Annotated in this window: 19 protein-coding genes; 18 read left to right on the top strand and 1 reads right to left on the bottom strand. The window is 61.8% G+C overall.

All coding sequences use genetic code 11. The features are described from left to right. Positions 1–38 precede the first annotated feature (38 nt). The 7 genes from TSO5_RS28570 (at position 39) to TSO5_RS28540 (ending at position 7544) form a co-directional block, all read left to right on the top strand. Entirely contained in the window at positions 39–488 is a 450-nt protein-coding gene (locus tag TSO5_RS28570) for a S26 family signal peptidase (RefSeq protein ID WP_136705941.1), read from the top strand. 185 nt (positions 489–673) lie between these two features. Beyond that, positions 674–1261 carry a hypothetical protein gene (locus TSO5_RS28565; protein ID WP_109154784.1) on the top strand — a complete coding sequence of 196 codons (588 nt, stop codon included), beginning with the start codon at positions 674–676 and terminating at the stop codon, positions 1259–1261. A 118-nt stretch (positions 1262–1379) separates the two neighbouring features. Next, positions 1380–1631, top strand: a complete 252-nt coding sequence (locus TSO5_RS28560; protein ID WP_109154783.1) for a hypothetical protein — start codon at positions 1380–1382, stop codon at positions 1629–1631. 69 nt (positions 1632–1700) lie between these two features. Then, positions 1701–2831 carry a TrbC family F-type conjugative pilus assembly protein gene (locus tag TSO5_RS28555; RefSeq protein ID WP_109154782.1) on the top strand — a complete coding sequence of 377 codons (1131 nt, stop codon included), beginning with the start codon at positions 1701–1703 and terminating at the stop codon, positions 2829–2831. Continuing rightward, positions 2831–3853 (top strand): TraU family protein, encoded by a 1023-nt coding sequence (locus TSO5_RS28550; RefSeq protein WP_109154781.1) that lies wholly within the window; start codon positions 2831–2833, stop codon positions 3851–3853. Before TSO5_RS28555 ends, TSO5_RS28550 begins: the two co-directional genes overlap by 1 nt. 299 nt (positions 3854–4152) lie before the next feature. Further along, entirely contained in the window at positions 4153–6840 is a 2688-nt protein-coding gene (gene traN, locus TSO5_RS28545) for a conjugal transfer mating pair stabilization protein TraN (RefSeq protein ID WP_109154780.1), read from the top strand. Positions 6841–7355: 515 nt separating this feature from the next. After that, on the top strand, positions 7356–7544 hold the full coding sequence (locus TSO5_RS28540) for a hypothetical protein (RefSeq protein ID WP_109154779.1): 189 nt from the start codon (positions 7356–7358) through the stop codon (positions 7542–7544). A 441-nt stretch (positions 7545–7985) separates the two neighbouring features. Here the strand turns inward: TSO5_RS28540 and TSO5_RS28535 are convergent, their stop codons facing one another. After that, positions 7986–8906 carry a DUF1845 domain-containing protein gene (locus TSO5_RS28535; protein ID WP_109154778.1) on the bottom strand — a complete coding sequence of 307 codons (921 nt, stop codon included), beginning with the start codon at positions 8904–8906 and terminating at the stop codon, positions 7986–7988. A gap of 335 nt (positions 8907–9241) precedes the next feature. On the opposite strand from TSO5_RS28535, the gene TSO5_RS32425 reads away from it, so the two are divergent. From TSO5_RS32425 to TSO5_RS28490, 11 genes are all read left to right on the top strand, one after another. Beyond that, positions 9242–9466 (top strand): hypothetical protein, encoded by a 225-nt coding sequence (locus TSO5_RS32425; RefSeq protein ID WP_136705942.1) that lies wholly within the window; start codon positions 9242–9244, stop codon positions 9464–9466. A gap of 85 nt (positions 9467–9551) precedes the next feature. Beyond that, complete coding sequence (locus TSO5_RS28530; protein WP_109154790.1) at positions 9552–10097, top strand: single-stranded DNA-binding protein; 546 nt, start codon at positions 9552–9554, stop codon at positions 10095–10097. A gap of 79 nt (positions 10098–10176) precedes the next feature. After that, complete coding sequence (locus tag TSO5_RS32835; protein WP_158282502.1) at positions 10177–10320, top strand: hypothetical protein; 144 nt, start codon at positions 10177–10179, stop codon at positions 10318–10320. A gap of 94 nt (positions 10321–10414) precedes the next feature. After that, positions 10415–10678 carry a hypothetical protein gene (locus TSO5_RS28525; protein WP_109154777.1) on the top strand — a complete coding sequence of 88 codons (264 nt, stop codon included), beginning with the start codon at positions 10415–10417 and terminating at the stop codon, positions 10676–10678. A 111-nt stretch (positions 10679–10789) separates the two neighbouring features. Then, positions 10790–11944, top strand: coding sequence for a phage recombination protein Bet (bet, locus tag TSO5_RS28520; RefSeq protein WP_109154776.1), 1155 nt, complete (start codon positions 10790–10792; stop codon positions 11942–11944). Between the two features lie 94 nt (positions 11945–12038). Continuing rightward, positions 12039–12257 (top strand): hypothetical protein, encoded by a 219-nt coding sequence (locus TSO5_RS28515; protein ID WP_136705943.1) that lies wholly within the window; start codon positions 12039–12041, stop codon positions 12255–12257. A gap of 80 nt (positions 12258–12337) precedes the next feature. Then, positions 12338–13345: a lambda-exonuclease family protein gene (locus tag TSO5_RS28510; RefSeq protein ID WP_109154774.1), complete on the top strand. Its 1008-nt coding sequence runs from the start codon at positions 12338–12340 to the stop codon at positions 13343–13345. 90 nt (positions 13346–13435) lie between these two features. Further along, complete coding sequence (locus TSO5_RS28505) at positions 13436–14386, top strand: CbbQ/NirQ/NorQ C-terminal domain-containing protein (protein ID WP_109154773.1); 951 nt, start codon at positions 13436–13438, stop codon at positions 14384–14386. Beyond that, on the top strand, positions 14386–15183 hold the full coding sequence (locus TSO5_RS28500; protein ID WP_109154772.1) for a hypothetical protein: 798 nt from the start codon (positions 14386–14388) through the stop codon (positions 15181–15183). The genes TSO5_RS28505 and TSO5_RS28500 overlap by 1 nt, the downstream gene beginning before the upstream one ends. Positions 15184–15296: 113 nt before the next feature. Further along, entirely contained in the window at positions 15297–16739 is a 1443-nt protein-coding gene (locus tag TSO5_RS28495) for a DUF3150 domain-containing protein (RefSeq protein ID WP_109154771.1), read from the top strand. A gap of 73 nt (positions 16740–16812) precedes the next feature. Next, positions 16813–18957: a VWA domain-containing protein gene (locus TSO5_RS28490; protein WP_109154770.1), complete on the top strand. Its 2145-nt coding sequence runs from the start codon at positions 16813–16815 to the stop codon at positions 18955–18957. Positions 18958–18980 lie beyond the last annotated feature (23 nt).

Here is an 18980-nt window from a genome sequence, read left to right as displayed (position 1 = left end):
CGTGGGGCCGCTTCGCCTTGAAGGCAGGAGCGTTGCTGGTGGCGCTCTACGCCGCCGGCGCCTATGTGACCGACCGGTACCGTATCGGAATCGACCCGCAAATCTCCCGGTGCCTGCCGGACACCCGGGTGGTGCTGATCGATCGCTGGGACAAGAACATTGAGCGCGGACAACTCGTGGCCTTCGCGGCGAATGGGCTCACGCCCTACTTCAAGAACGGCACGACGATGGTCAAAGTGGCTGACGGTGTGCCTGGCGATCACGTCGCCGTCGGCGAGGCGGCCGTCACCGTTAATGGAGCCAAAGTGGGCGAGGGGCTGGCCCTTGCACGCACCCTAGGCCGGCAGGCAGGTGACTTCGCTCGTGAGCTGGTGGTGTCGCCTGGAGCAATCTGGGTGATGGGCCGGACTATCGACTCTTTCGATAGCCGGTATTGGGGTGAGCTGCCTGTCGCCCAGATCGTGGGACGGGCTTACCGCCTCTTCTGACCCGCCGTCCAAAGAGGTCCCATATGCTCGCGCTTCTTCGGCGTCTTACCCCGACGGCGGCTCCGGTGCGCGGAGAACCGCTGGCGAGCCCTACTCACGGCCCAAGTGCTCCTTTTCCCGCCGATCCGCCAACGGATGCGCAGCATCGAACCGATCGATGCGCCGTGACCGTGTGTGTCCGTCCGATGACCGGCGCTGCCTTTGCTGACGACATCGCGGCCTGCTTACCGGCGCCAGATGGCCTTGTGCTGCTTCTGGCTGATGGCGCCGGTGCTCGTGGGTGCCGGGCTCCGCGCCTTCTGCTGGGGACGGTCCAGAGAGCGGTGAAAGCCATGGAGACGCCTCCTACCGGGCATGACCTTGCGGCAATTCTCGTCGCCGCTGACGCTGCCCTGCACAAGGCTGACGATGGGAGCACGACGGCCATTCTCGGCTACCTTGGCGGAGGTCGGCTGACCTTTGTGAGGGTAGGGGATTCCGAAGCGTGGTCGAGAGATGAGGACGGCCCGGTTGAGATTTCAGGGGGCGAGCGGAACCAGAGGGTAGGCGCCGGAATAACCGATCCCTCTCCTTGCGTGATTGGTGCCAGCACCGATCCGATTGTGATCGGCTCGGATGGGCTCTGGCGCTACCTCTGGCCGGAAAACGCTTTGGCGCTCCTGAAGCTGTCACAGGGCCGGAGCCCTGCAGCCGCGCTGGCATCTGCGGTTCAGAGCCGGTGGGGCCAGCTCACCGACGATCTGTCGGTTATCGTCATCCTGCCATCGCCATAGCGGGCGCTGCCGAAAGGCGACGATTTCCAGCGTCTTTCGGTGGCGCGGATCGATCGCGGATAGCGGTAGTCTTGGGGGCCTTGGACGGGAACCCTTTCCCGATGCTCTCGAGAGTCCGATGCTCGCAAAAACCATTACCTTGCTTGGCTTCGCCTTCACACTTGTCGGCTCCTTTGTCGTTGCCGCCATGGTCGTGGCCGGCCTGTTTTTTTGGGCAGACCTGATCTGGACGGGAACAGAGAGCACCGAGCTTCCAGTCGCCTTTGGGGCTGTGGCGCCGCCCGCCATCGTAGCCGTGATCGCCGCGGTTGGAGTTCTGGTTTATCTGGGACTGAGCGGTAGCACGCCGACCAGCATGCGCAAGCAGTGACCTGCTGGTGCCGCCGCCCCACCTGACCGCGGCGGCCGTTTCAACATCCCCACACATTCAGGACCATCCATGCGCAGCTTCGCCCTGTTGCTCCTTGGCGCGACCGTCCTGGCCACGCCAGCAGTCGCGAGCAACGATGAGATCCGAGCCATCGTGGAGAGGGCGCAGCGTATCAAGCAGCAGGCAGTCACGCAGCCGCCACCGGCGTGGCTCTATGGCAAGGATGCCGCCGAACGCCAGATGTCCATGCCAGACGCTGGGCCCGCCGCCGGGCAACCTCCGCGCGACGATGGCCTGCGGGTGAAGGTCCTCGCATCTTGGGCGCTGGGAGATGCAGCGCTGAAGGAACTCTTCCAAAGCGTCGCCGGTCGCGAAGACGTGCAGGTGCTCTTCAGGGGCGTTCTGCCAGGTGAGACATTCGGGCAGGGCGTCCGGCGGCTTCACGCCATGCTGCGGGACATGGACCCGCTGCCGAACGTGATCATCGATCCTACGGTCTTCCGGGACCTGTCCGTTACAGCGGCACCAGTGGTCGCCTACATGGACGGCGCGAATGTGCTCGCCCATGCCACCGGCCTTACTTCTCCGGAGTTCATCGTCGACAAGGTAAGGGAGGGCGCAACTGGTGATCTTGGCGTTCTCGGCCCCACAGTTGAGGTGGTAGAGCCCGATCTGATCGAGGTGCTGCAGGCAAAGGCCAAAGACTTCGACCTTGAGGGCTACAAGCGCCGCGCCCGCGATGAATTCTGGAAGAAGGCGCGGTTCGACGAGCTGCCGGAGGCAACCGAAAGGCGGGTGCGCTCTATCGATCCGACGGTCGTGGTCACGAAGCCGATCACCGATGCTCAGGGGCGCGTCCTCGTTGAAGTTGGACGCCGGATCAACCCACTCGATAAACTACCCTTCACACAGCGGCTGGTCGTCTTCGACGCCCGCTCTCCTGGCCAAGTGGGAATAGCTGCCAAGCTCGCTGCCGAGGTGCAGGGTAGGCGGCGCGTCACGTTGGTCATGACGGCCATGGACCGAGACGGTAGTTGGGAGGGTCTCGACAAGCTGGAGCAGCGTGTTGATGGTCCGGTCTATCTGCTGACCCCCGACATCAAATCCCGCTTCAAGTTGGAGCGCGTGCCATCGCTCATCGAGTCCGATGGGCGCGCGTTCGTCGTCACCGAAATTCCTCCAGAGAAGGGCAAGCCCTGATGCGCCGCCTTTTCGCCGCTGCCGCTTTGGCCCTCGGGCTCATTGCAAGCCCCTTGTCGTCTGCCGTGGCCGACCCTGCTTGCCAAAACTCCGAACTGTTCTCGGGGAAGTTGCTCACCGACATTTGCTGGGGCTGCATCTTCCCCATCAAGGTGGCGGGCATCCCCTTGGGCGGTGGGAGCAGTCGTGTGCCGGAAGGAGCCACGAAGAAGGCGCTGTGCCTGTGCAGCGACCGGGCTGGATTGCCGAAGCCGGGCCTGACGATCTCCATGTGGCAGCCGGCGAGAATTGTGGAGCTGGTGCGCAAGCCTGGATGTTCGATGGCGCTCGGGGGCATCACGTTGCCCATCTCACGGCGCATGCAGGGCACAAAGGGGAACTCGGAGCTCGACTATGGGGACAGCGCTTTTTATCACTATCACACATACGCCTTTCCATTGCTCATCATGCTTGACCTGTTCGTTGACAACAACTGCGTCAGCGATGGCTTCTTCGACTTCGATCTCATGATGATCTCCGAGCTAGACCCGACCTGGAACAACTCGGAGCTAGCGTTCTTCACTCAGCCGGAGGCGGCGGCCGTTGCCGATCCCATCACGCAGTCCGCGTGCGTGGCGGACGCTGCCGCCGCAACAGCTGGGCGGCCGATCACGAAGATGTTCTGGTGTGCGGGAGCTTGGAGCACGTCGATCTATCCCTTTTCGGGCTGGGATGACGCCCTTGGCTCGTTGGCGGAGAACACTAACCTCCTGGCCGCTCGGTCTATTGCGGTGGCGCATCGCCGGGGGCTCTCCTGGCGGACCATGGGGGACGACGCCCTGTGCGGCGGACGTATCGACCCCATGTTCCCAAAATCTCAATATCGCTGGAGTATGTTCTTCCCGTTGCCCGAGGCACGAAGTGATCATGTTACCGGTGAGTCCGATTGGCGTTGGGGAATGGGAAAGCAAATCCCGGCAATAGGAGAGGACTCAATGTTTATACTTTGGCGCTGGGTCGACTGCTGTTCTTCTTTTATGTAGGCGGATGCAACCGATGAAATGCATGTTTCTCTGATTGGTAAGTGGCAGTTCTACTGCTTCAGAACCTATTCTGGGATGCCCAGTCGATTGGTATGTGGCTGAGTTGGCCGCCTCAAGCAAAGGTGCGCCAAAGGTAACGCAGACCTGAGCGTTCAGTTCGATCATGAGGCGACGAAAGACGCTGAAAACGCGCGTCTTTCAGCGGCGCGAGGGACGTTTGCGATAGGCGATAACTGAAGGCGGAAATTCCCGTGGCATTTCGCCGCTTCCGCCTCGTTCTTCGTCTGCGTGAGACCCCCATGAAACTGCTACGCACGTCTTGGCTCGCCCAGCCGATCGCGGCCATAGTCGTATCCGCGCTGGTGACCGTGCAGACTGGCGCGATTGCTCTGGCCGCGGACCCCATCGCCAGCGGCGCTGCTGCCGGACGGGCGGTAGGCGGCTCCATTCCGAACGTGAATGACCTTTTTTCTGCCCAGCCGAATGGGCAGGTCACCCTTTGGCCCAACTCCTCGAAGCCGCTGTCGCTCTCATCGGGCGATATGTTCCCTGGCTCAAGCGGCCAGAATGCCGACACCACCCAAGCGCTATATGGCAACGACAATGCCATGCGGGACGCTGGCACAGAGGCCCACAAGCGTCTGAAGACTGAGGAGAGCCGCACCGGCGAAGCCTACCGGACCCTGGTGGGCTCGGCCAACGTGACAAGACCGAACCTCGATAATGACCCACTCTGGGCTAAATCCGACTTCACTTGGAATAATCTGCCAGCCGATTTCCAGGACTGCAAATCCTCGACAACTTTCAGCAAGGGGTCCTTTGCGGCTCATATCCCGGACTATAAGACTTGCGAGCGCATAACGGACGAGAGCCGGAACTGCACTCTTCAGCATACCTATAAAGCAGGCATCATCAATCACAAATCTGGTCCTCTTAATCTAGCCTCATGCGGCGACGGTTGCCTCTACATCTGGATCGGCACTGTTGGTGACAACTACTGGCAGGGAAACTGCACGATCTTCGAGGAGGCAATTGAGGTTGACGTTTTCAATCCCGATGCGGTGATCTCGGCGACTGTCGACTACGCCAAGTGGGACGATTACATGCAGATCCTCATGAAGGGTCAGAAAGTGTGGTCCGGTCCCGATAGTAATTTCCCGCCGGAAACTGTCGGTAACTGCGAAAACGGGGTAAGTTGGCAGAGAAACCTTAGCGTCGATGTGACCAGCTATTTCAAGACCAAGGGGCCATTGGAATTTCGTACTCGGACATCTGTCACGGGCAAAGGGGAAGGCTATGCTCGTCTCAAGGTCATTTATGACCCCAAGAAGGTGCTAGCTGTGGACGAATATTCCCCGCCGGATTGCGAACGGTCGACCAAGGGCCTAGCCGACAAATTCTGCAAGGGCACCTATCAGTGCTTGGACATGCCAACTTTGGACGCCGATGGATGCGCGGTCATTGACGGGATCAAGCTGTGCGAATCCGACATGGTACCCATCCATCCGGGCTTATCCCCGATGTGTCGCAAGGCGAGCATCAATGCCACATGCGACTTTTACAAGGGCCAGATGGACTGTTGGGTTGATGCGCAAGGCCAGCAGCAATGTCCGAAAACCAGCGGCGAAAACATGGCCTCATGCGCGAGCTATGAGGCGAATCCAGCTTGCGGCTTTATCAAGTCGAGTTGCGTGCAGGGGGCGCAAGGAACGTCCGGCGCCTGCTACGTGATGGAGGAGCAGTGGGATTGTGGGCACTCGGCAACGGTTCCAACCGTGACCCGCAGCACCGAAACAAGTTGCCCTGGACCAATCCGATGCATGGGCACCGACTGCGTGAACCCGCAGGCCGAACTGAGCGACGACTTCGCGCGAGCTGCGGCCACATTGTCGGCCGCCCGCTTCATGGCTATGGATGCTGAGTGCAACGAGGATACAATTGAGGCCAACCGCAATTGTACGGTCTTCAAAGGGAAGGCGCAGTCTTGCAAAAAAGCGGTCGGCGGCATCGTCGATTGCTGCGCATCAACGTCTACCGTGTCTCTCGGCGATTATATTTCGCTGATTCTGGCTGTCGGCAAGCTGGACAGCGCGGTATCCGCCCTGGACAAGAGCAATGCCATACGTGGAGCTTACGAGACGCTAACCGGGCCAATTGATAGCGCCTGGACTGAGCTTAACAAGCCCTTCGTCCAGGGTTGGGAGAACATATGGGGTGGCACGGAAAGCGTCGCATCGGACGCTGCGTCGAAGACGCTCATCGGCTCCATCCAACAGACCTTATTAAACAAGGTCGGCGACTGGACCGCTCAGGTGTTCGGTGACGCGGCAGCCAACAGCCTCTTTTCGGTCGCAGAAACTGGCGGGTCAGCGTTCGTAGGTGGCACTGCGCAGGGGCCCCTGCAGTTGGGCGGCGGCCAAGCGATTATCGGGTCGGTACTCGGCTGGGTAATGATTGCCTATACCGTCTACCAGATCGTAATGATCCTGATAAAGATCATCTGGGCGTGCGAGAAGGAAGAATTCGAGCTTAATGCGCAGAAGCAACTCAAAAACTGCCACCAAGTCGGTAGCTACTGTAATAGTAAGGTGGCGGGCGTCTGTATTGAGAAGAGGGAGTCTTACTGCTGCTTTAACTCGCCATTGTCAAGGATCATTCAGGAACAGGTGCGACCGCAGATCGGTTTGTCCTGGGGCACTCCAAAGGATCCGGATTGCCGTGGCATCACGACTGATGAAATTCAGCTCGTCGACTGGTCAAAGGTCAATCTAGACGAGTGGCTGGGATTGCTTGCCGAAACTGGGCATCTACCGACGGACTCAAACGTGAGCGTTGAAAAGCTCACTGGTGCTGGGAGCAGCTTGAATGTTGGTACACGGATGGATTCCAGTCAGCGGGCAAAGGAACGGATCGGTGGCATCAACGTGGACAAGGCGCGCAAGGACGCGACGACCGAACTAAAGTCTAGGCCTCTCCCCGGGAATTAAACAGGAGGCGTACAGCTCCAGTCCGCATCGGTCACCGAGCTGCCATCTCCTCACCAGAGAACCAAACTCGGCGTGATCCTGGTCGGGTTCACCCCTCTTGGTAAGTGCCATGGGGATGGCGGTTATGAAAGCCGCCATCCCCAGCATGCGGCTCTGAGCTGCAGGCGGCCCGAATGCCGCAATACCGCTCCAGGCCGGCGCCGGCCGACGCCAGACATGGGTGCTGCTGGTCGTGGCAATCAGCGCCTTATCGGCGGCCCCGCTGCGGGAATGGCGCCAATCCTGGCCTGGGAAGCCGTCGCAGACGGCGATGTTAGCAACAGCCTCAGATCGGCGGTGCCATTTGTTCGTGACTACCTGCCGCGGTTCGGCAGCCCAACGTTCTTGCCAAAATAACAGATATCTGTTATCCGTCTTTAAGAGATATCTGTTAACCGACTTGAAAGATATCTCATTAACTGGACGAAAGAGATATCGCCTTGACGAAATCAGAGATATCCCCGAAAAGGCGTGGCATGGCCCGCCCCAAAAAGTACATCGAGGACATGGTTGCCCGTTTCGCCGAAGGGACCTTCGAGCGGATTAAGCGTGTCCTCACCGAAGGTGAGGATCGGGCCGACTTTGTGCGGGATGCGGTCGAAAAAGAGCTGTCTCGCCGAGAACGGAAACGCTCCGCGCCTGCCTCCAGCGCGGCCGATGCTTAGACGTCCGCTTTCCCGTTACCCTCGCGGCGGGCACGGCAGCTGCTTAGCGACTGGACCTGCGGGAGCGGCGGCACGTTCCTTGTTCGCTTGGAGCCGCCGCTCATCCAGCTGCGGCGTTTAGTCTGCTGGGATGCCGCGCCTGGAATCGAGAAAGGCGTGGTCCGAAGACCACGCCCTCCCAAGGTGCATCATAAAAAGTGTGTTCCCCAACACACTACCCTGCGAGAGGGCATTCAAACCATATTGGCGCCCGACCAGCAGCGCAAGGCCCAACCGCGTCAGGAGCGAGGCTGTCAGAGAGTTCTCGCTTAACGTCCACGCAAGACGCTGAACCTGATTATGAGCGAACGCTATGTCTGGGCAGCGCCCATGAAAAGAGGGAGCCAACTCGGTGGCTCCCTCTTTTCGGATCGTCGGACTGGTGCGTCGCGATCGACGCAATCACTCGGCGGGAGCTGCGGCGATCTTCGCGGCGGAGATCACACCGGCGCCCGTTGGTTCCGTCGCCGCAACTGCCGCCATGGCGGCCGCCACCGGAGCGGGACCAGATGCCGCGTTGTCCTCCGACTGTAGGGCCGGCGCCGTGCCCGTGCTCTTGGGGGCGCGTTTCTGCCGGCTCTCCCCCGCGTCGTTGTCAGACACCGTGGCCGTTTCCGTGTCGCCGACAACCTTGCTGACCTCCTCGCCCTTGTTCTTGCGAACAGCGGCGGCGCGAGCGCGGCGCTCCAAGGCGATGACGCTGTTGCCGAGACGGACGAGGCGGCGCTGCCACTCCCAAGTTGCCGTGGCCTTCTGCTTGCCATCCATCACGCCGGCGAACCACAGGCTATCCACCACCCCGATGAGCTTGTCGTAGCCTTCCAGGAGCATGAGGAAGCGCATGGCCTGCGGCGAGCTGACCTCGAGAGGCTTGGAGATCGGCTTCGAGTACTCCGGCACGACGTCGATCATGTTCGACGTGCGCACCTGCTCAAGCTGGGCGAGGGTGGCGCGGAGCGCTTCCTCCTCGTCCTTCAGGTTGCTGTTGATGATCTCTGATACCGCTTCGGCTTCCTTGGAATCGCCGATGATGCGCAGCACGACCTCGGTGATGTACATCGAAGACATCGTGGTCGCGAGGATTCGGGATTCCACCTGCTGCGCCTGGTGGCTCTTCAGCACTAGCGTCTTGTGCAGGACCGGCGTGGAGTAGTCGGCGTGTGTCCGCGGTGCGCGGGTGGAGACGCGGCCCTTCCCGGGCTGCCGGCCGGCCCCGGCGGGACGGCGCGGGGCCTTACCGTTCGAGGTGTCCTCCGAGTTTCGGGCCGGATGGGACTGGATCGACGCAACCGACTGTGCCGGCTGCTGGTCGGCGTTTTCCATGGTGATGAATACTCCGGGGAGTGGTGGACCTGTGCTCCACACCCTAATCAACCAATGAGCTTTTTCGCGCCTTTGAAAGACGCGCAAAATCGGCGTCTTTCTGCCCTATCGCTCCCAGCGTCGGAGCGTTACATTGGCTACACTTAGCGCCGCTTGCTTGATGCAGCGATGCCAAAGTGTCCGGCTTCAGCTGGGGACCTAGTTGGGGTCCTAAAACAACCAGCATGTAGCTCGCCGGTTTGCCGCCGAGCGTGTTCCCACCAAGAGGGAGGCTTCTCCCTCCCCGCGTGGGGTCGGGACGCGCCTCCTTCATCCTCATGGAATGAGGGCGCATCATGTCCCTTGATCTCTGTGCTTTTGAGGGCGTCCAGTCCTCCGAGCTCAAACTTAGCCTGGCGGCCGACGTTTACGCCGGCTACCGAGCGGGTCGCTATCCATGGCGCACTGCCCACTCCGCTCTTCGCCGATTGGCCGTGCCTTCGGATGCGATCAACACGGGGCTGCACACCGAGACCGTTCATGCGGTACCGGCGGTGATCCGCCCTTATCTCGAAGCCTGACCTTCCCCAACCAGCACGGACAAGTCTCCACCCTGGGCAGGGGAGGAGTTCCGTGCATCGCAACCTGAATAGGATGAGGTGCATCATGAACATCTGGCATTTCAATGGTCGTTTGGGCCGCGACGCCGAACTGCGCACCACGCAGGGCGGCGAAAAAGTCCTCAGCTTTCCGGTCGCCAACGATATTGGCTACGGAGAGAACAAGACGACACAATGGGTCGATTGCTCAATGTGGGGGACGCGAGCTGAGAAACTCGCCGCCCTCCTCAAGAAGGGCAGGGAAGTGTCCATTGCTGGCGAAGTCACGCTTCGTGAATTCGAGCGGCGCGACGGCAGCAAGGACAAGGCCCTCACCGTTCGCGTGAGTGAGCTCGACCTGCACGGCGGTCAGGGTCAGGGTCGGGAATCCGACAACAGCGCTGGCAACAGTCGTAGCAACGGCTCGGTCAATGGCGCGCGTGCCGCCGGCGAGCCCGACCACCAGGGTGGTTCTGATCGCCAAGGTGCCGCCGGTCGTCCAGGTGGTTCCGACCGGAAGGGCAGACAGGATCGTTCGCGATCCCAGAGCTCGGCAAACCGCAGCCAAGGCAGTGCCGCTGGGGATGATGGATGGGACCAAATCCCGTTCTAATTTTGCCCGCGGTTCTAAGTTAAGGGCGCGGCCTAGCGTCCCTGAGGGGAATGCCGTGCCCTCCGATGTGGAGGTGCACATGCGGGTTCTCCAGAACATCGTCTTCGGCGTTATCGTGGCCGCTATGGCTGGGGTGACTGTCCACCAAGGCCTGTACGCGATCATTAAGACCGCCGAACAGGAGCAGATGACGATGACTGCGCGGCTCAGCGACAACCGCTGATCCGCTCTACTCCTTCCCACTGGGGCGCACTTGCTCGTCCCAACGTGGGGCGTGGAGTGTGCCTCTGCAGCATTGCGCTAGGAGGCGCAAAACCATGACCGAGATCTTCAAACCCGTCCTGAAGGCTTTCGTGCTCGCCATGATCGCGCTCTACGCGATCTACCTTGTCGCAGGCTTCCTGTTTGCGCTGGGGGAGGCGGACACACTCCGGAAGGCACAGGAAAACCTGCTGCTCAGGACCAAATGCGATGCCGAAGCGATGGGCGTCGGCTACGTGGCTCGCAAGCCGGGGGAACCCGATCCGTGCGAGCCGTTCCGGCCAAAGCCGGCCGCCGAGGCTCCGTCTTCGTCCAATTAGGACAACGACGTCTCGCGCTGACCTGAACTGACCGTCACAACCCAATAGGGGGCGCCGCTCGCCCCTCAGGGGGAAGTGGCGCCTTCTCATTCATCTGAGAGGGACAGAAAGATGGGCGAAGTCATTTCGCTGCAACCGCGGATCGCGTATCCGGTGGAAGCAAAGAGCTACGGGGTCAATGAGCAGACTTGGCGGGTACTGGTGGAATCCACCTTCCCGTCCGCCAAGACCGCTGAGGGCATCTTGCTCGCGGTGGCCTACTGCCAAGCCCGCAAGCTCGACATCATGAAGCGCCCCGTGTCGATCGTGCCCATGTGGAGCTCCGCATTGCGGAAGTACGTGGAGACGGTTTGGCCGGGCATCAACGAGGTGCAGACCACGGCTGCCCGAACGGGCGAGTTCGCCGGTGTCGACGCCCCGATCTACGGGCCGGAGATCACGGAGACGTTCACCGCGGAGGTGAACGATGAAGACGGTCCACGTGGCTCGAAAAAGACTGTGACGGTTACCCTCAAGTTCCCTGAATGGTGCACGGTCACCGTGTACCGCCTTGTTGGCGGTGTCCGGTGCCCTTTCACCGGGAAGGTTTACTGGATGGAGACCTACTCCCGGAAAGGTGCTCGGGGCGTCCTCCCCACGGACATGTGGGTGAAGCGGCCAAAGGGCCAACTCGCCAAGTGCGCCAAAGCCGATGCGCTACGCGCCGCCTTCCCCGAGGAATGCGGCGGCTACAGTGCAGAGGAGATGGATGGCAAGGTGATCGAGGCCGACGAGGCTGACATCCCACGCCGCTCCAAGCGTGGCGTGCCGCAGTCCGCGACCGTCATGGACATCGACCCGAAAACGGGAGAGGTCCTTGGCGGTCAGCCGGTTCCGGAACCGAAGCCCGATCTGCTTCAGGTCGGCGTCGAGGTGAAGGAGCTGATCGGAAAGCTGGTGCGCCGTGCGCTTCCCAATGGTGCCTGGGAAACGGCCATCGGGTATGCCGCAGAGCGCCTGAAGGACAACGACTTGGCTTATGCCAAGTATGTCCTACGGCAGGCCGAGCGCTCCCAGTCCGTGTCTGACAAGGTGCGAGCTTCCACGACGGAGCTGATCCAGCGTGCCGGTGCCGCCGGCGCCTGGACAGGAGCGAAGGACTACCTGTCGAAGCTCCGCAACGACGGAAAGCTGAGCGACCTCGACTTCGAGTACGCTCAGGCCGAAGTCGATCTGGCCCAGGCGGAAGCGGTCGCGACTGCCGCCGCCATGAAAGAGGCCGTGTAGGCGCTGTCCACGTCCATTCCTGTTCCGGGGTGCGCAAGCGCCCAGCGCGGGAAAGATGACACCCTGGCCGGGGCTTGCCCCGGAGGAGAGCAGCATGCTCAGCAAGATCAGAAAGCCGGAGGCAGTGAAGGGCAGGGCGTTGGGCTGGAAGGCCACGACGCAAGTCTTCACCTTCGAGGATATCACCGCGATGGCTACCGCGGCGTTGCGATCGGCCGGCGTGACCGCGATCCGTTCGCTGCCGGACGAGCACTTAGCTCGCTATTCGCCCCCGTTCCGGAACCGGGACATGGGGCCAGACCGGCTAGCGTAATTCACGACGAAAATCCCCGCTGGGGCGCACGACGCCCCCGACCGGGGAGACGTGCGCCTCCGCCCTTGCAGAGGTGCATCATGAAGATCGTCAACCTTCGCCAGGGCTCGGCCGAATGGCTGGCATGGCGCGATCAAGGCGTGTCGGCTTCCGACATTGCCGTGGTCCTCGGCATTAGCCCCTACAAGACGCCTTGGCGCCTGTGGGCGGAGAAGGCAGGCAAGGTTCCTCCGGAGGATTTGAGCGGCAACATGTTCGTCGCTCATGGCAAGCGGTGCGAGCCCGCTGTTCGCGCGTGGTTCGAGGCGAAGCATGACACCATGCTTTTTCCCGCCTGCGCCGAAGCGGACCATCCGATCATCCGCGCCAGCTTCGACGGCCTGACCGATGACGGAATCCCCGTCGAACTCAAGGCCCCGTCGGACTCGGTGTTCGATGAGGTGGTGGCGCTCCGCGAGGACGCGACTGCTTTTCGCCTCTATTCCTGCCAAGTGCAGGCTCAGATTTTCGTGTCCGGCACGGACCACGGCTATCTGGTGTTTGGTCGCGTGATCGAGAAGGAAGATGGCAGCCTCGTCGTTGACGAAGCCGTCGAATTTCGTGTCGACCGGGACGAGGCATTCATCGCCGACATGCTTCAGAGGGCAGAGGCCTTCATGGGGGCGGTGAACGCCGGCAAGGAGCCGAAGAAGGATCCTTCCCGCGACACCTACTCCCCAGCGTCCGATGAGGAAAAGCAGGAGTGGGAAGTTGCAGCGATGGAGTACCGAGATGCTGCTGCGAAGATCGACGCCCTCAAGGCTGAGATCGCGACACTGACCCTGAAGCAGGACAACGCTAAGGAGCGGCTGATCAAGCAGATGGGGCAGTTCGCCCAAGCTGAAGCATCGGGCATCCTTATCACCCGTTACATCTCCAAGGGGCGGGTCGATTATACGGCCCTCCTGGAGCATCACAAGGTTGCCGTCAGCGACGCCGATTTGGACAAATTCCGTAGCGCCTCCTCAGAGAGCGTCAAGGTGAGTGTCAAGAAGGCGAAGCCAACAGGCACCCAAAGCGTGGGCCCGGTCGTAGCCGCGGCTGCGTAGTTCGCAACACAAGTTCATCCCCACCTGGGGCGCAGACATGCTCCCCTCCGGGGCATGGTGCGCCCCGACTTCCCCAAGAAAAGGTGCATCATGTTTAAGAACTTCAGCGTTCGCGACACGTTCGATCAGCCGAAGGCCCCGCCGCAGTTTACGGTCGAGGGCTTTGCCGACGATACGAACCCTCTCATCCCGAAGCGGGACGATCTCTACGTTTTCGATCGCATCAAGCTGCGGGACATCCTTGCCTTTGCTGCCGATCCTATGGGAGATGCCATGTGGATCGGTGGCCCGTACGGAGCTGGCAAGACGTCCATCGTCACCCAGACGCTCTCGCGCCTGAACTGGCCGACCATGTGCTTTTCCTGGCATAAGCGTCGCGAGTTCGCCGATCTCGTTGGTCATCAGGCCATCGTCGGCGGGCAGACGAAATTTGTTCACGGGCCGCTGCCCGTCTGCATGACCCACGGCTACGCTCTCGTCATCAACGAGGCTGACCGCGGCGATGCCGGCGAGCTGGTCGGTCTCAACGATATCTTGGAAGGATCGCCACTGGTGATCCCCGAGACCAACGAGGTGATCCATGCCCACCCGAAGTTCCGGCTGTTCGTCACGGCGAACAGCATGGGGTCGGGTGATGCTTCGGGCCTTTACGCCACCAGCATCCAGGTTCTCGATCCCGCCTTTCTGGATCGCTTCCGCTTCATCAGCGTGGGCTATCTGGAGCCGGACATCGAGGAATCAATCTTGGAGCGCGTGGCGCCGAAGGTGCCGCAGGCTATCCGGGAAAACATGATCAAGGTCGCTAACGACATCCGTCGCCTGTTCCTGGGCGGCGAGGACGGTGGCTCCGAGCTTTCCCTCACCATGTCCACCCGCTCTCTCGTGCGGTGGGCACGGCTGACGGTCGCCTTCAAGGGGGCTCCCAACGCGGTCGGCTTTGCTCTCGAGCGAGCCTTCAGCAACCGGGCGGAACCTGAGCAGCGGCAGGCGATCCACCAGATCGCAGCCGATGTCTTCGGCGATCTCTGGGAGGCTAATTGATGGCGGGCGAGCGCTGGCTGTTGGCGCGGTATAACCGCTCCGACGGCACCTCCAAGGATTGGGCTGTTGCCGTGATCGGCGGAGACTTGTTCGTGCGCTTCGGCAAGACCGGACAGGCCATGCAGAAAAAGCCCATCGCCAAGTCGTCCTGGAAATCCAGCGGCGCGGCGGCGGAGGGTCGTCGGCGACTGTGGGAGCAGACTGAACAGGGTTATGAGATCCTGGGCACTTGCACCTTCGGCGCCGACGGTAAGGCCACCGATCTGCAAAGCAACCCGGCTGCGGAAATCCCCGCGGCTGAGGAGGTTACGTCGAGACCGGCCACCATGAAGGACGCCGACATCTTCTTCGAAATCACCGCTGTCTCCTGGCAGCGGCTTTTTGAGGTGATGGAGGTGGCCGTGGGCAGGCTCTCCGATCACTATGAATGCCGGTGGAGCACCCGTGAGGGTATCCCGACCGGGGTTCCGGTGATTGAGGGCTGGACGCCGGCATTCGACGGCCACACCGGCATCGGGAGGGTGCGGCACGCGGGGTCGCTGCGGCGGGCCAACGGCGTCGGCGCCCTCCTGTTTCTCCTGACCATGCGTATGGTCGCGTCTGCGGACGTGACGGTCAACGTGGTCAAGGCGGACGGTGGCACCATCGACAAGGACCTGCGCAAGGAGGCGGCTCTGCTCGCCACCTTCGAATCCTCTGTCGACCTCATCACGCCGGCTGCCGAAGATGCCGGGCTGATCCCGAAACGGATCAAGCTCTCACAAATCGACACCGGCCAAGCCGACTATTGGTTCTGAGCGGGCTTACAGCCCGCTCTGCCACCCAGAACATCCTTCCCCAATGGGGCGCGGTTCACTTCGCCCCCAGGGGAGGAGTGGGTTCGCGCCTCGTTTCACAACGAGGCTGCATCATGAAGACCCTTGATAAGGTTGACATTCTCTCGCTGGGCGTGACGATCTGGACCGGACGCAAGAAGCTCCGGGCCGAAGATTTGAACCTCGGCGTGGGTGGTGAACTGCCTTCTGAAGACGTTGCCAGTCTGGGCTCCAAGAAAGTCATGGACCCTGATCGGCTCAACGTCTTCCACAAGCTGAAGAAGCAGATGGAACGCCTCTTGGAGAGCGTTGGCATCCGCTTCCTAAGCGGCTACGCGATCCCACGCGAGAAGACCGAAGCGGTCACCGAAGCTCTGGACAAGATCGTTCGGGAGTTTCTCGGCGAGAAGAGCACCTTCCTGGCCGAATACGATAAGGAGGTGGAAGAGTGGATCGCCAAACACCCCAACTTCGAGGACGCGCTGCGCCGGGCCATTGAGCCCGCCTCGGCGGTCAGTCATCGACTTTGGGCCGATTACAGCACCTTCCGGATCTCGCCGGCCGACAAGAGCGGCTCGCTGGACCGCGAGGTTGCGCGCATGGGCAATCAGCTTTTGGCTGAGGTCGCACAGGAGGCCAATGAACTCTACGAGAAGTCGGTGGCTTCCCGGACGGAGAAGAGCCTGTCACGGCGTATCGCAGGGCCGCTCAAGCGGATGCGCGATAAGCTCGACGGACTTTCTTTCCTGGATGGCGCTGTGGCTCCAATGGTGGCTGGCATTGACGAGTTGATCGCCAGCTTTCCGGAGAAAGGCAACATCGAGAACGGTGTCTACCACGAGGTCGTCGCGAAGATCCTGATCCTGTCGGACCCCGACAAGATCCGGTCCTACGCGGCGAGCCGCCCGGCGACGGGTGGCTTCGGCGACCTCTTTGCATCTGTCGAGGATGGGGACATCGTCGATCCTGATGCTGCCTTCCCGGAAGAGGAAGATGCGGACGAGCCAGAGGCTGTCGTCCACGTCACGCCTGCGCAGGTCGAGGCAACGATGGCTGAAGGGCCGTCAGACCTCTCCATCTTCGACGGCTTGTTCGGTGATGGTGATGACGCCGCCTCTCCTGCCACGGATGGCGTAGTGGTCGAGGAGTCCAACTCCGACACTGCGACGCCAGCACAGGCAGAGGATGCGGGTCAGGTTACACCCGTCGCCGCTGAGGCTGTCCCGACCGCACCGGTTGAGGCAGTCACGGAGACGGTTGAACTCGCGCAGGAAGCCGACCAGAAGCCGGTAGAGCAGGATGCCCGCCCGGGTGCCGAGCCGGCATCTCTGGGGGCGGAAGCTGCGTCGCCGGCTAGTGCAACTCCGGAGGAACCGGAGATCGCGCCCAACGCGGAGCCGGCTGCTGTTGAGGCGGCGGTCGAAACCGAGGTGGACGACACCGACGACCTGGACGAGGCGGAAGACGACGGGAAGCTCCCTGACATGATCCCGCCGACGGCCGCACCGGTCGAGGTTGTCGAATCCTTCTTCTTCTAAGCAACCCAAGGCGGGGGAGTACTTCTCCCCCGTCGAGGGGGGCTCCTTCGCCCCCCAGGCGAAAGGCACGAGAATGACGGTCAATCAGACCATGCAAGGGACAGGGCTGGCTGCCAAGCCGGCCAAGACGTCTCGTAAAGCTCGCACGCTCTATGACTCGCTGCCCATTGTGGCAGCGGCGCTGGGCAAGAAATTCGGGGTACAGGTCATCGTCTCTGGCAACGAGATGATGACCGACGGGAATCGCGTCTACGTGCCGGCATTCGACCCCGACGAGCCGGACCTGTGCGATCTCGCCTACGGCGTCATCGCGCATGAAGCCGGTGGGCACATCCAGTTCACGGATTGGAATGTCGTTCATCGCGCGTACTACCAGCCGCTCCGTCGGGAGCTGCTGAATATCATTGAGGATGTCCGGATCGAGGCGGCGCTCGCCGTCGACTATCCTGGGACCCGCAGGACTATCGCCAAGGTGATCGACTATCTGATCCGCCGCGGCGAAATGAGGGCCGTCAACGAGAAGGCGCATCCGGCTGATATCCTGTCCGGCTACTGCCTGCTACGCCTGCGATGTGATGTTCTTGGCCAGAAGGCCTTGGAGTCTTTCGCGGACGAAAGCGAGGCCGTAGCGGCACAGACCTTCCCGGCCGGTGCCATGGTCAGGCTTCACGCGTTGCTTTCTGAGGTGAAAAACCTCGAGAGCACTGCGGATGCCCTCGATCTCGTAGACCTCATCCTCACCATGCTCAAGCAAGAGGAGGATAAGGCTCGCCAACCCCCTCCGCAGCCGCCGCAACAACAGCAGCAGGACCAGCAGAACCAGAGCGTCCCGCAACAGCAGGGCGGGTCCGGGTCTGACAACGAGCAGGACGCCCAAGGCGATGACGACGGTAGCGATGCCGACGATGCCACAGGCGGTTCTGGCACGTCCAAGGACGGCACGTCCGAGGATGATGACGCAACTGACGACGCCGGCAGCGATGCCGACGGCGACGGTGGCGGCGATGATGAAGGGCAGGGCGACAGTGCGAAGCCTGGAGCCGCTTCTGACAGCGCCGACGGCGACCAATCCGGTGACGGAGAGGGCGACGATGGTGGCGATAGCTCGGGGTCCGGCTCGGACACCGATGACAGCGCCGACGACGACCAATCCGGTGACGGAGAAGGCGACGATGGTGGCGATAGCTCAGGACCCAATTCGGCCGGCAGTGATGCCGGCGATGCGGGCGGCTCTGGCTCCGATCAGGGTGGAGATTACGATCCCAACGGCGCCGACGCGATTGCGAAGGCTCTGTCGGCCTCGACCGACGATGTGGGGTCGAAAGACCTCTTCCAAAAGGCGGCCAAGGACCTGTCCAACAGCGCCGCCAAAGCACCTGTGCAGAGTCGGGTTCCGGCCATGGCTCAGCCGCAGGAGGTGCAGGCCAACCCGCTCATCGGACAGGGGATCGTTTCTCGCGTCCGTGGCACGAGCGGTCGGGTACGTGCCCAACTGCTGGGTCTGGTGCAAGCCAGCCAACGGGAGGACGAGATCACCCGCCGGCGCGGCCGTGCGGTGAACGGCCGAAAGATCACCCGGATCTTGACGGGTGACACGCGGGTCTTCACGCAGCGCACGGACACCCGTGCCCCCAACGCCGCGATCCACATCCTCGTGGACCGCTCCGGTTCCATGGCGGCGCAAGCCGCCCATGTCAACGGAGGGGCCAGTCGGAACCGGCTGGACGTGGCGATCGACAGCGCGGTTGCCCTCGCGACGGCTCTCGAAGCCATCCCGGGCGTCAACTCGGCGATCACAGCCTTTCCGGCAAGCCGGAGCGACTATGATCAAGATCACCAGCGCGCCATTGGCGTTCTGCCTCTTCTGAAGCATGGACAGAAGGTGCGTCAGGTGGTCGGCAACTTCGCGGTGGCCCCGGCCGGCGGCACCCCTCTGGGGGAAGCCATGTGGTATGCCGCCGCGCAGCTGGTCAACACGACCAAGGAGGAGCGTAAGCTGCTCCTCATCGTGACCGACGGCGAGCCCAACAACTCAGACCAAGTCATCGACATGGTTCGGCGTTGCCAGGCCTCGGGCATCGAGGTGATCGGCATCGGCATCCAGATCGACCGTGTTCGGCAACTATTCCCGACCGCGGTCGTCATCCAGGACCTCACCGAGCTGAGAAGTGCGCTGTTCGAGATCACGCGCAAGGCTCTCACGGCGGCTGCTGCATAGCAGCCTCGCCCTTTGACCAGCAA

The organism is Azospirillum sp. TSO5 (assembly GCF_003116065.1).
GTDB lineage: Bacteria > Pseudomonadota > Alphaproteobacteria > Azospirillales > Azospirillaceae > Azospirillum.
The sequence above is the reverse complement of the archived record's forward strand: the minus strand, read 5'-3'. Positions and strand labels throughout refer to the sequence as shown.

Excerpts from the sequence above, each read along its gene's own strand:
- TSO5_RS28565 (WP_109154784.1), top strand. The coding sequence starts at position 674 with ATGACCGGCGCTGCCTTTGCTGACGACATCGCGGCCTGCTTACCGGCG.
- TSO5_RS28560 (WP_109154783.1), top strand. The coding sequence starts at position 1,380 with ATGCTCGCAAAAACCATTACCTTGCTTGGCTTCGCCTTCACACTTGTC.
- TSO5_RS28555 (WP_109154782.1), top strand. The coding sequence starts at position 1,701 with ATGCGCAGCTTCGCCCTGTTGCTCCTTGGCGCGACCGTCCTGGCCACG.
- TSO5_RS28550 (WP_109154781.1), top strand. The coding sequence starts at position 2,831 with ATGCGCCGCCTTTTCGCCGCTGCCGCTTTGGCCCTCGGGCTCATTGCA.
- traN (WP_109154780.1), top strand. The coding sequence starts at position 4,153 with ATGAAACTGCTACGCACGTCTTGGCTCGCCCAGCCGATCGCGGCCATA.
- TSO5_RS28540 (WP_109154779.1), top strand. The coding sequence starts at position 7,356 with ATGGCCCGCCCCAAAAAGTACATCGAGGACATGGTTGCCCGTTTCGCC.
- TSO5_RS28535 (WP_109154778.1), bottom strand. The coding sequence starts at position 8,906 with ATGGAAAACGCCGACCAGCAGCCGGCACAGTCGGTTGCGTCGATCCAG.
- TSO5_RS32425 (WP_136705942.1), top strand. The coding sequence starts at position 9,242 with ATGTCCCTTGATCTCTGTGCTTTTGAGGGCGTCCAGTCCTCCGAGCTC.
- TSO5_RS28530 (WP_109154790.1), top strand. The coding sequence starts at position 9,552 with ATGAACATCTGGCATTTCAATGGTCGTTTGGGCCGCGACGCCGAACTG.
- TSO5_RS32835 (WP_158282502.1), top strand. The coding sequence starts at position 10,177 with ATGCGGGTTCTCCAGAACATCGTCTTCGGCGTTATCGTGGCCGCTATG.
- TSO5_RS28525 (WP_109154777.1), top strand. The coding sequence starts at position 10,415 with ATGACCGAGATCTTCAAACCCGTCCTGAAGGCTTTCGTGCTCGCCATG.
- bet (WP_109154776.1), top strand. The coding sequence starts at position 10,790 with ATGGGCGAAGTCATTTCGCTGCAACCGCGGATCGCGTATCCGGTGGAA.
- TSO5_RS28515 (WP_136705943.1), top strand. The coding sequence starts at position 12,039 with ATGCTCAGCAAGATCAGAAAGCCGGAGGCAGTGAAGGGCAGGGCGTTG.
- TSO5_RS28510 (WP_109154774.1), top strand. The coding sequence starts at position 12,338 with ATGAAGATCGTCAACCTTCGCCAGGGCTCGGCCGAATGGCTGGCATGG.
- TSO5_RS28505 (WP_109154773.1), top strand. The coding sequence starts at position 13,436 with ATGTTTAAGAACTTCAGCGTTCGCGACACGTTCGATCAGCCGAAGGCC.
- TSO5_RS28500 (WP_109154772.1), top strand. The coding sequence starts at position 14,386 with ATGGCGGGCGAGCGCTGGCTGTTGGCGCGGTATAACCGCTCCGACGGC.
- TSO5_RS28495 (WP_109154771.1), top strand. The coding sequence starts at position 15,297 with ATGAAGACCCTTGATAAGGTTGACATTCTCTCGCTGGGCGTGACGATC.
- TSO5_RS28490 (WP_109154770.1), top strand. The coding sequence starts at position 16,813 with ATGACGGTCAATCAGACCATGCAAGGGACAGGGCTGGCTGCCAAGCCG.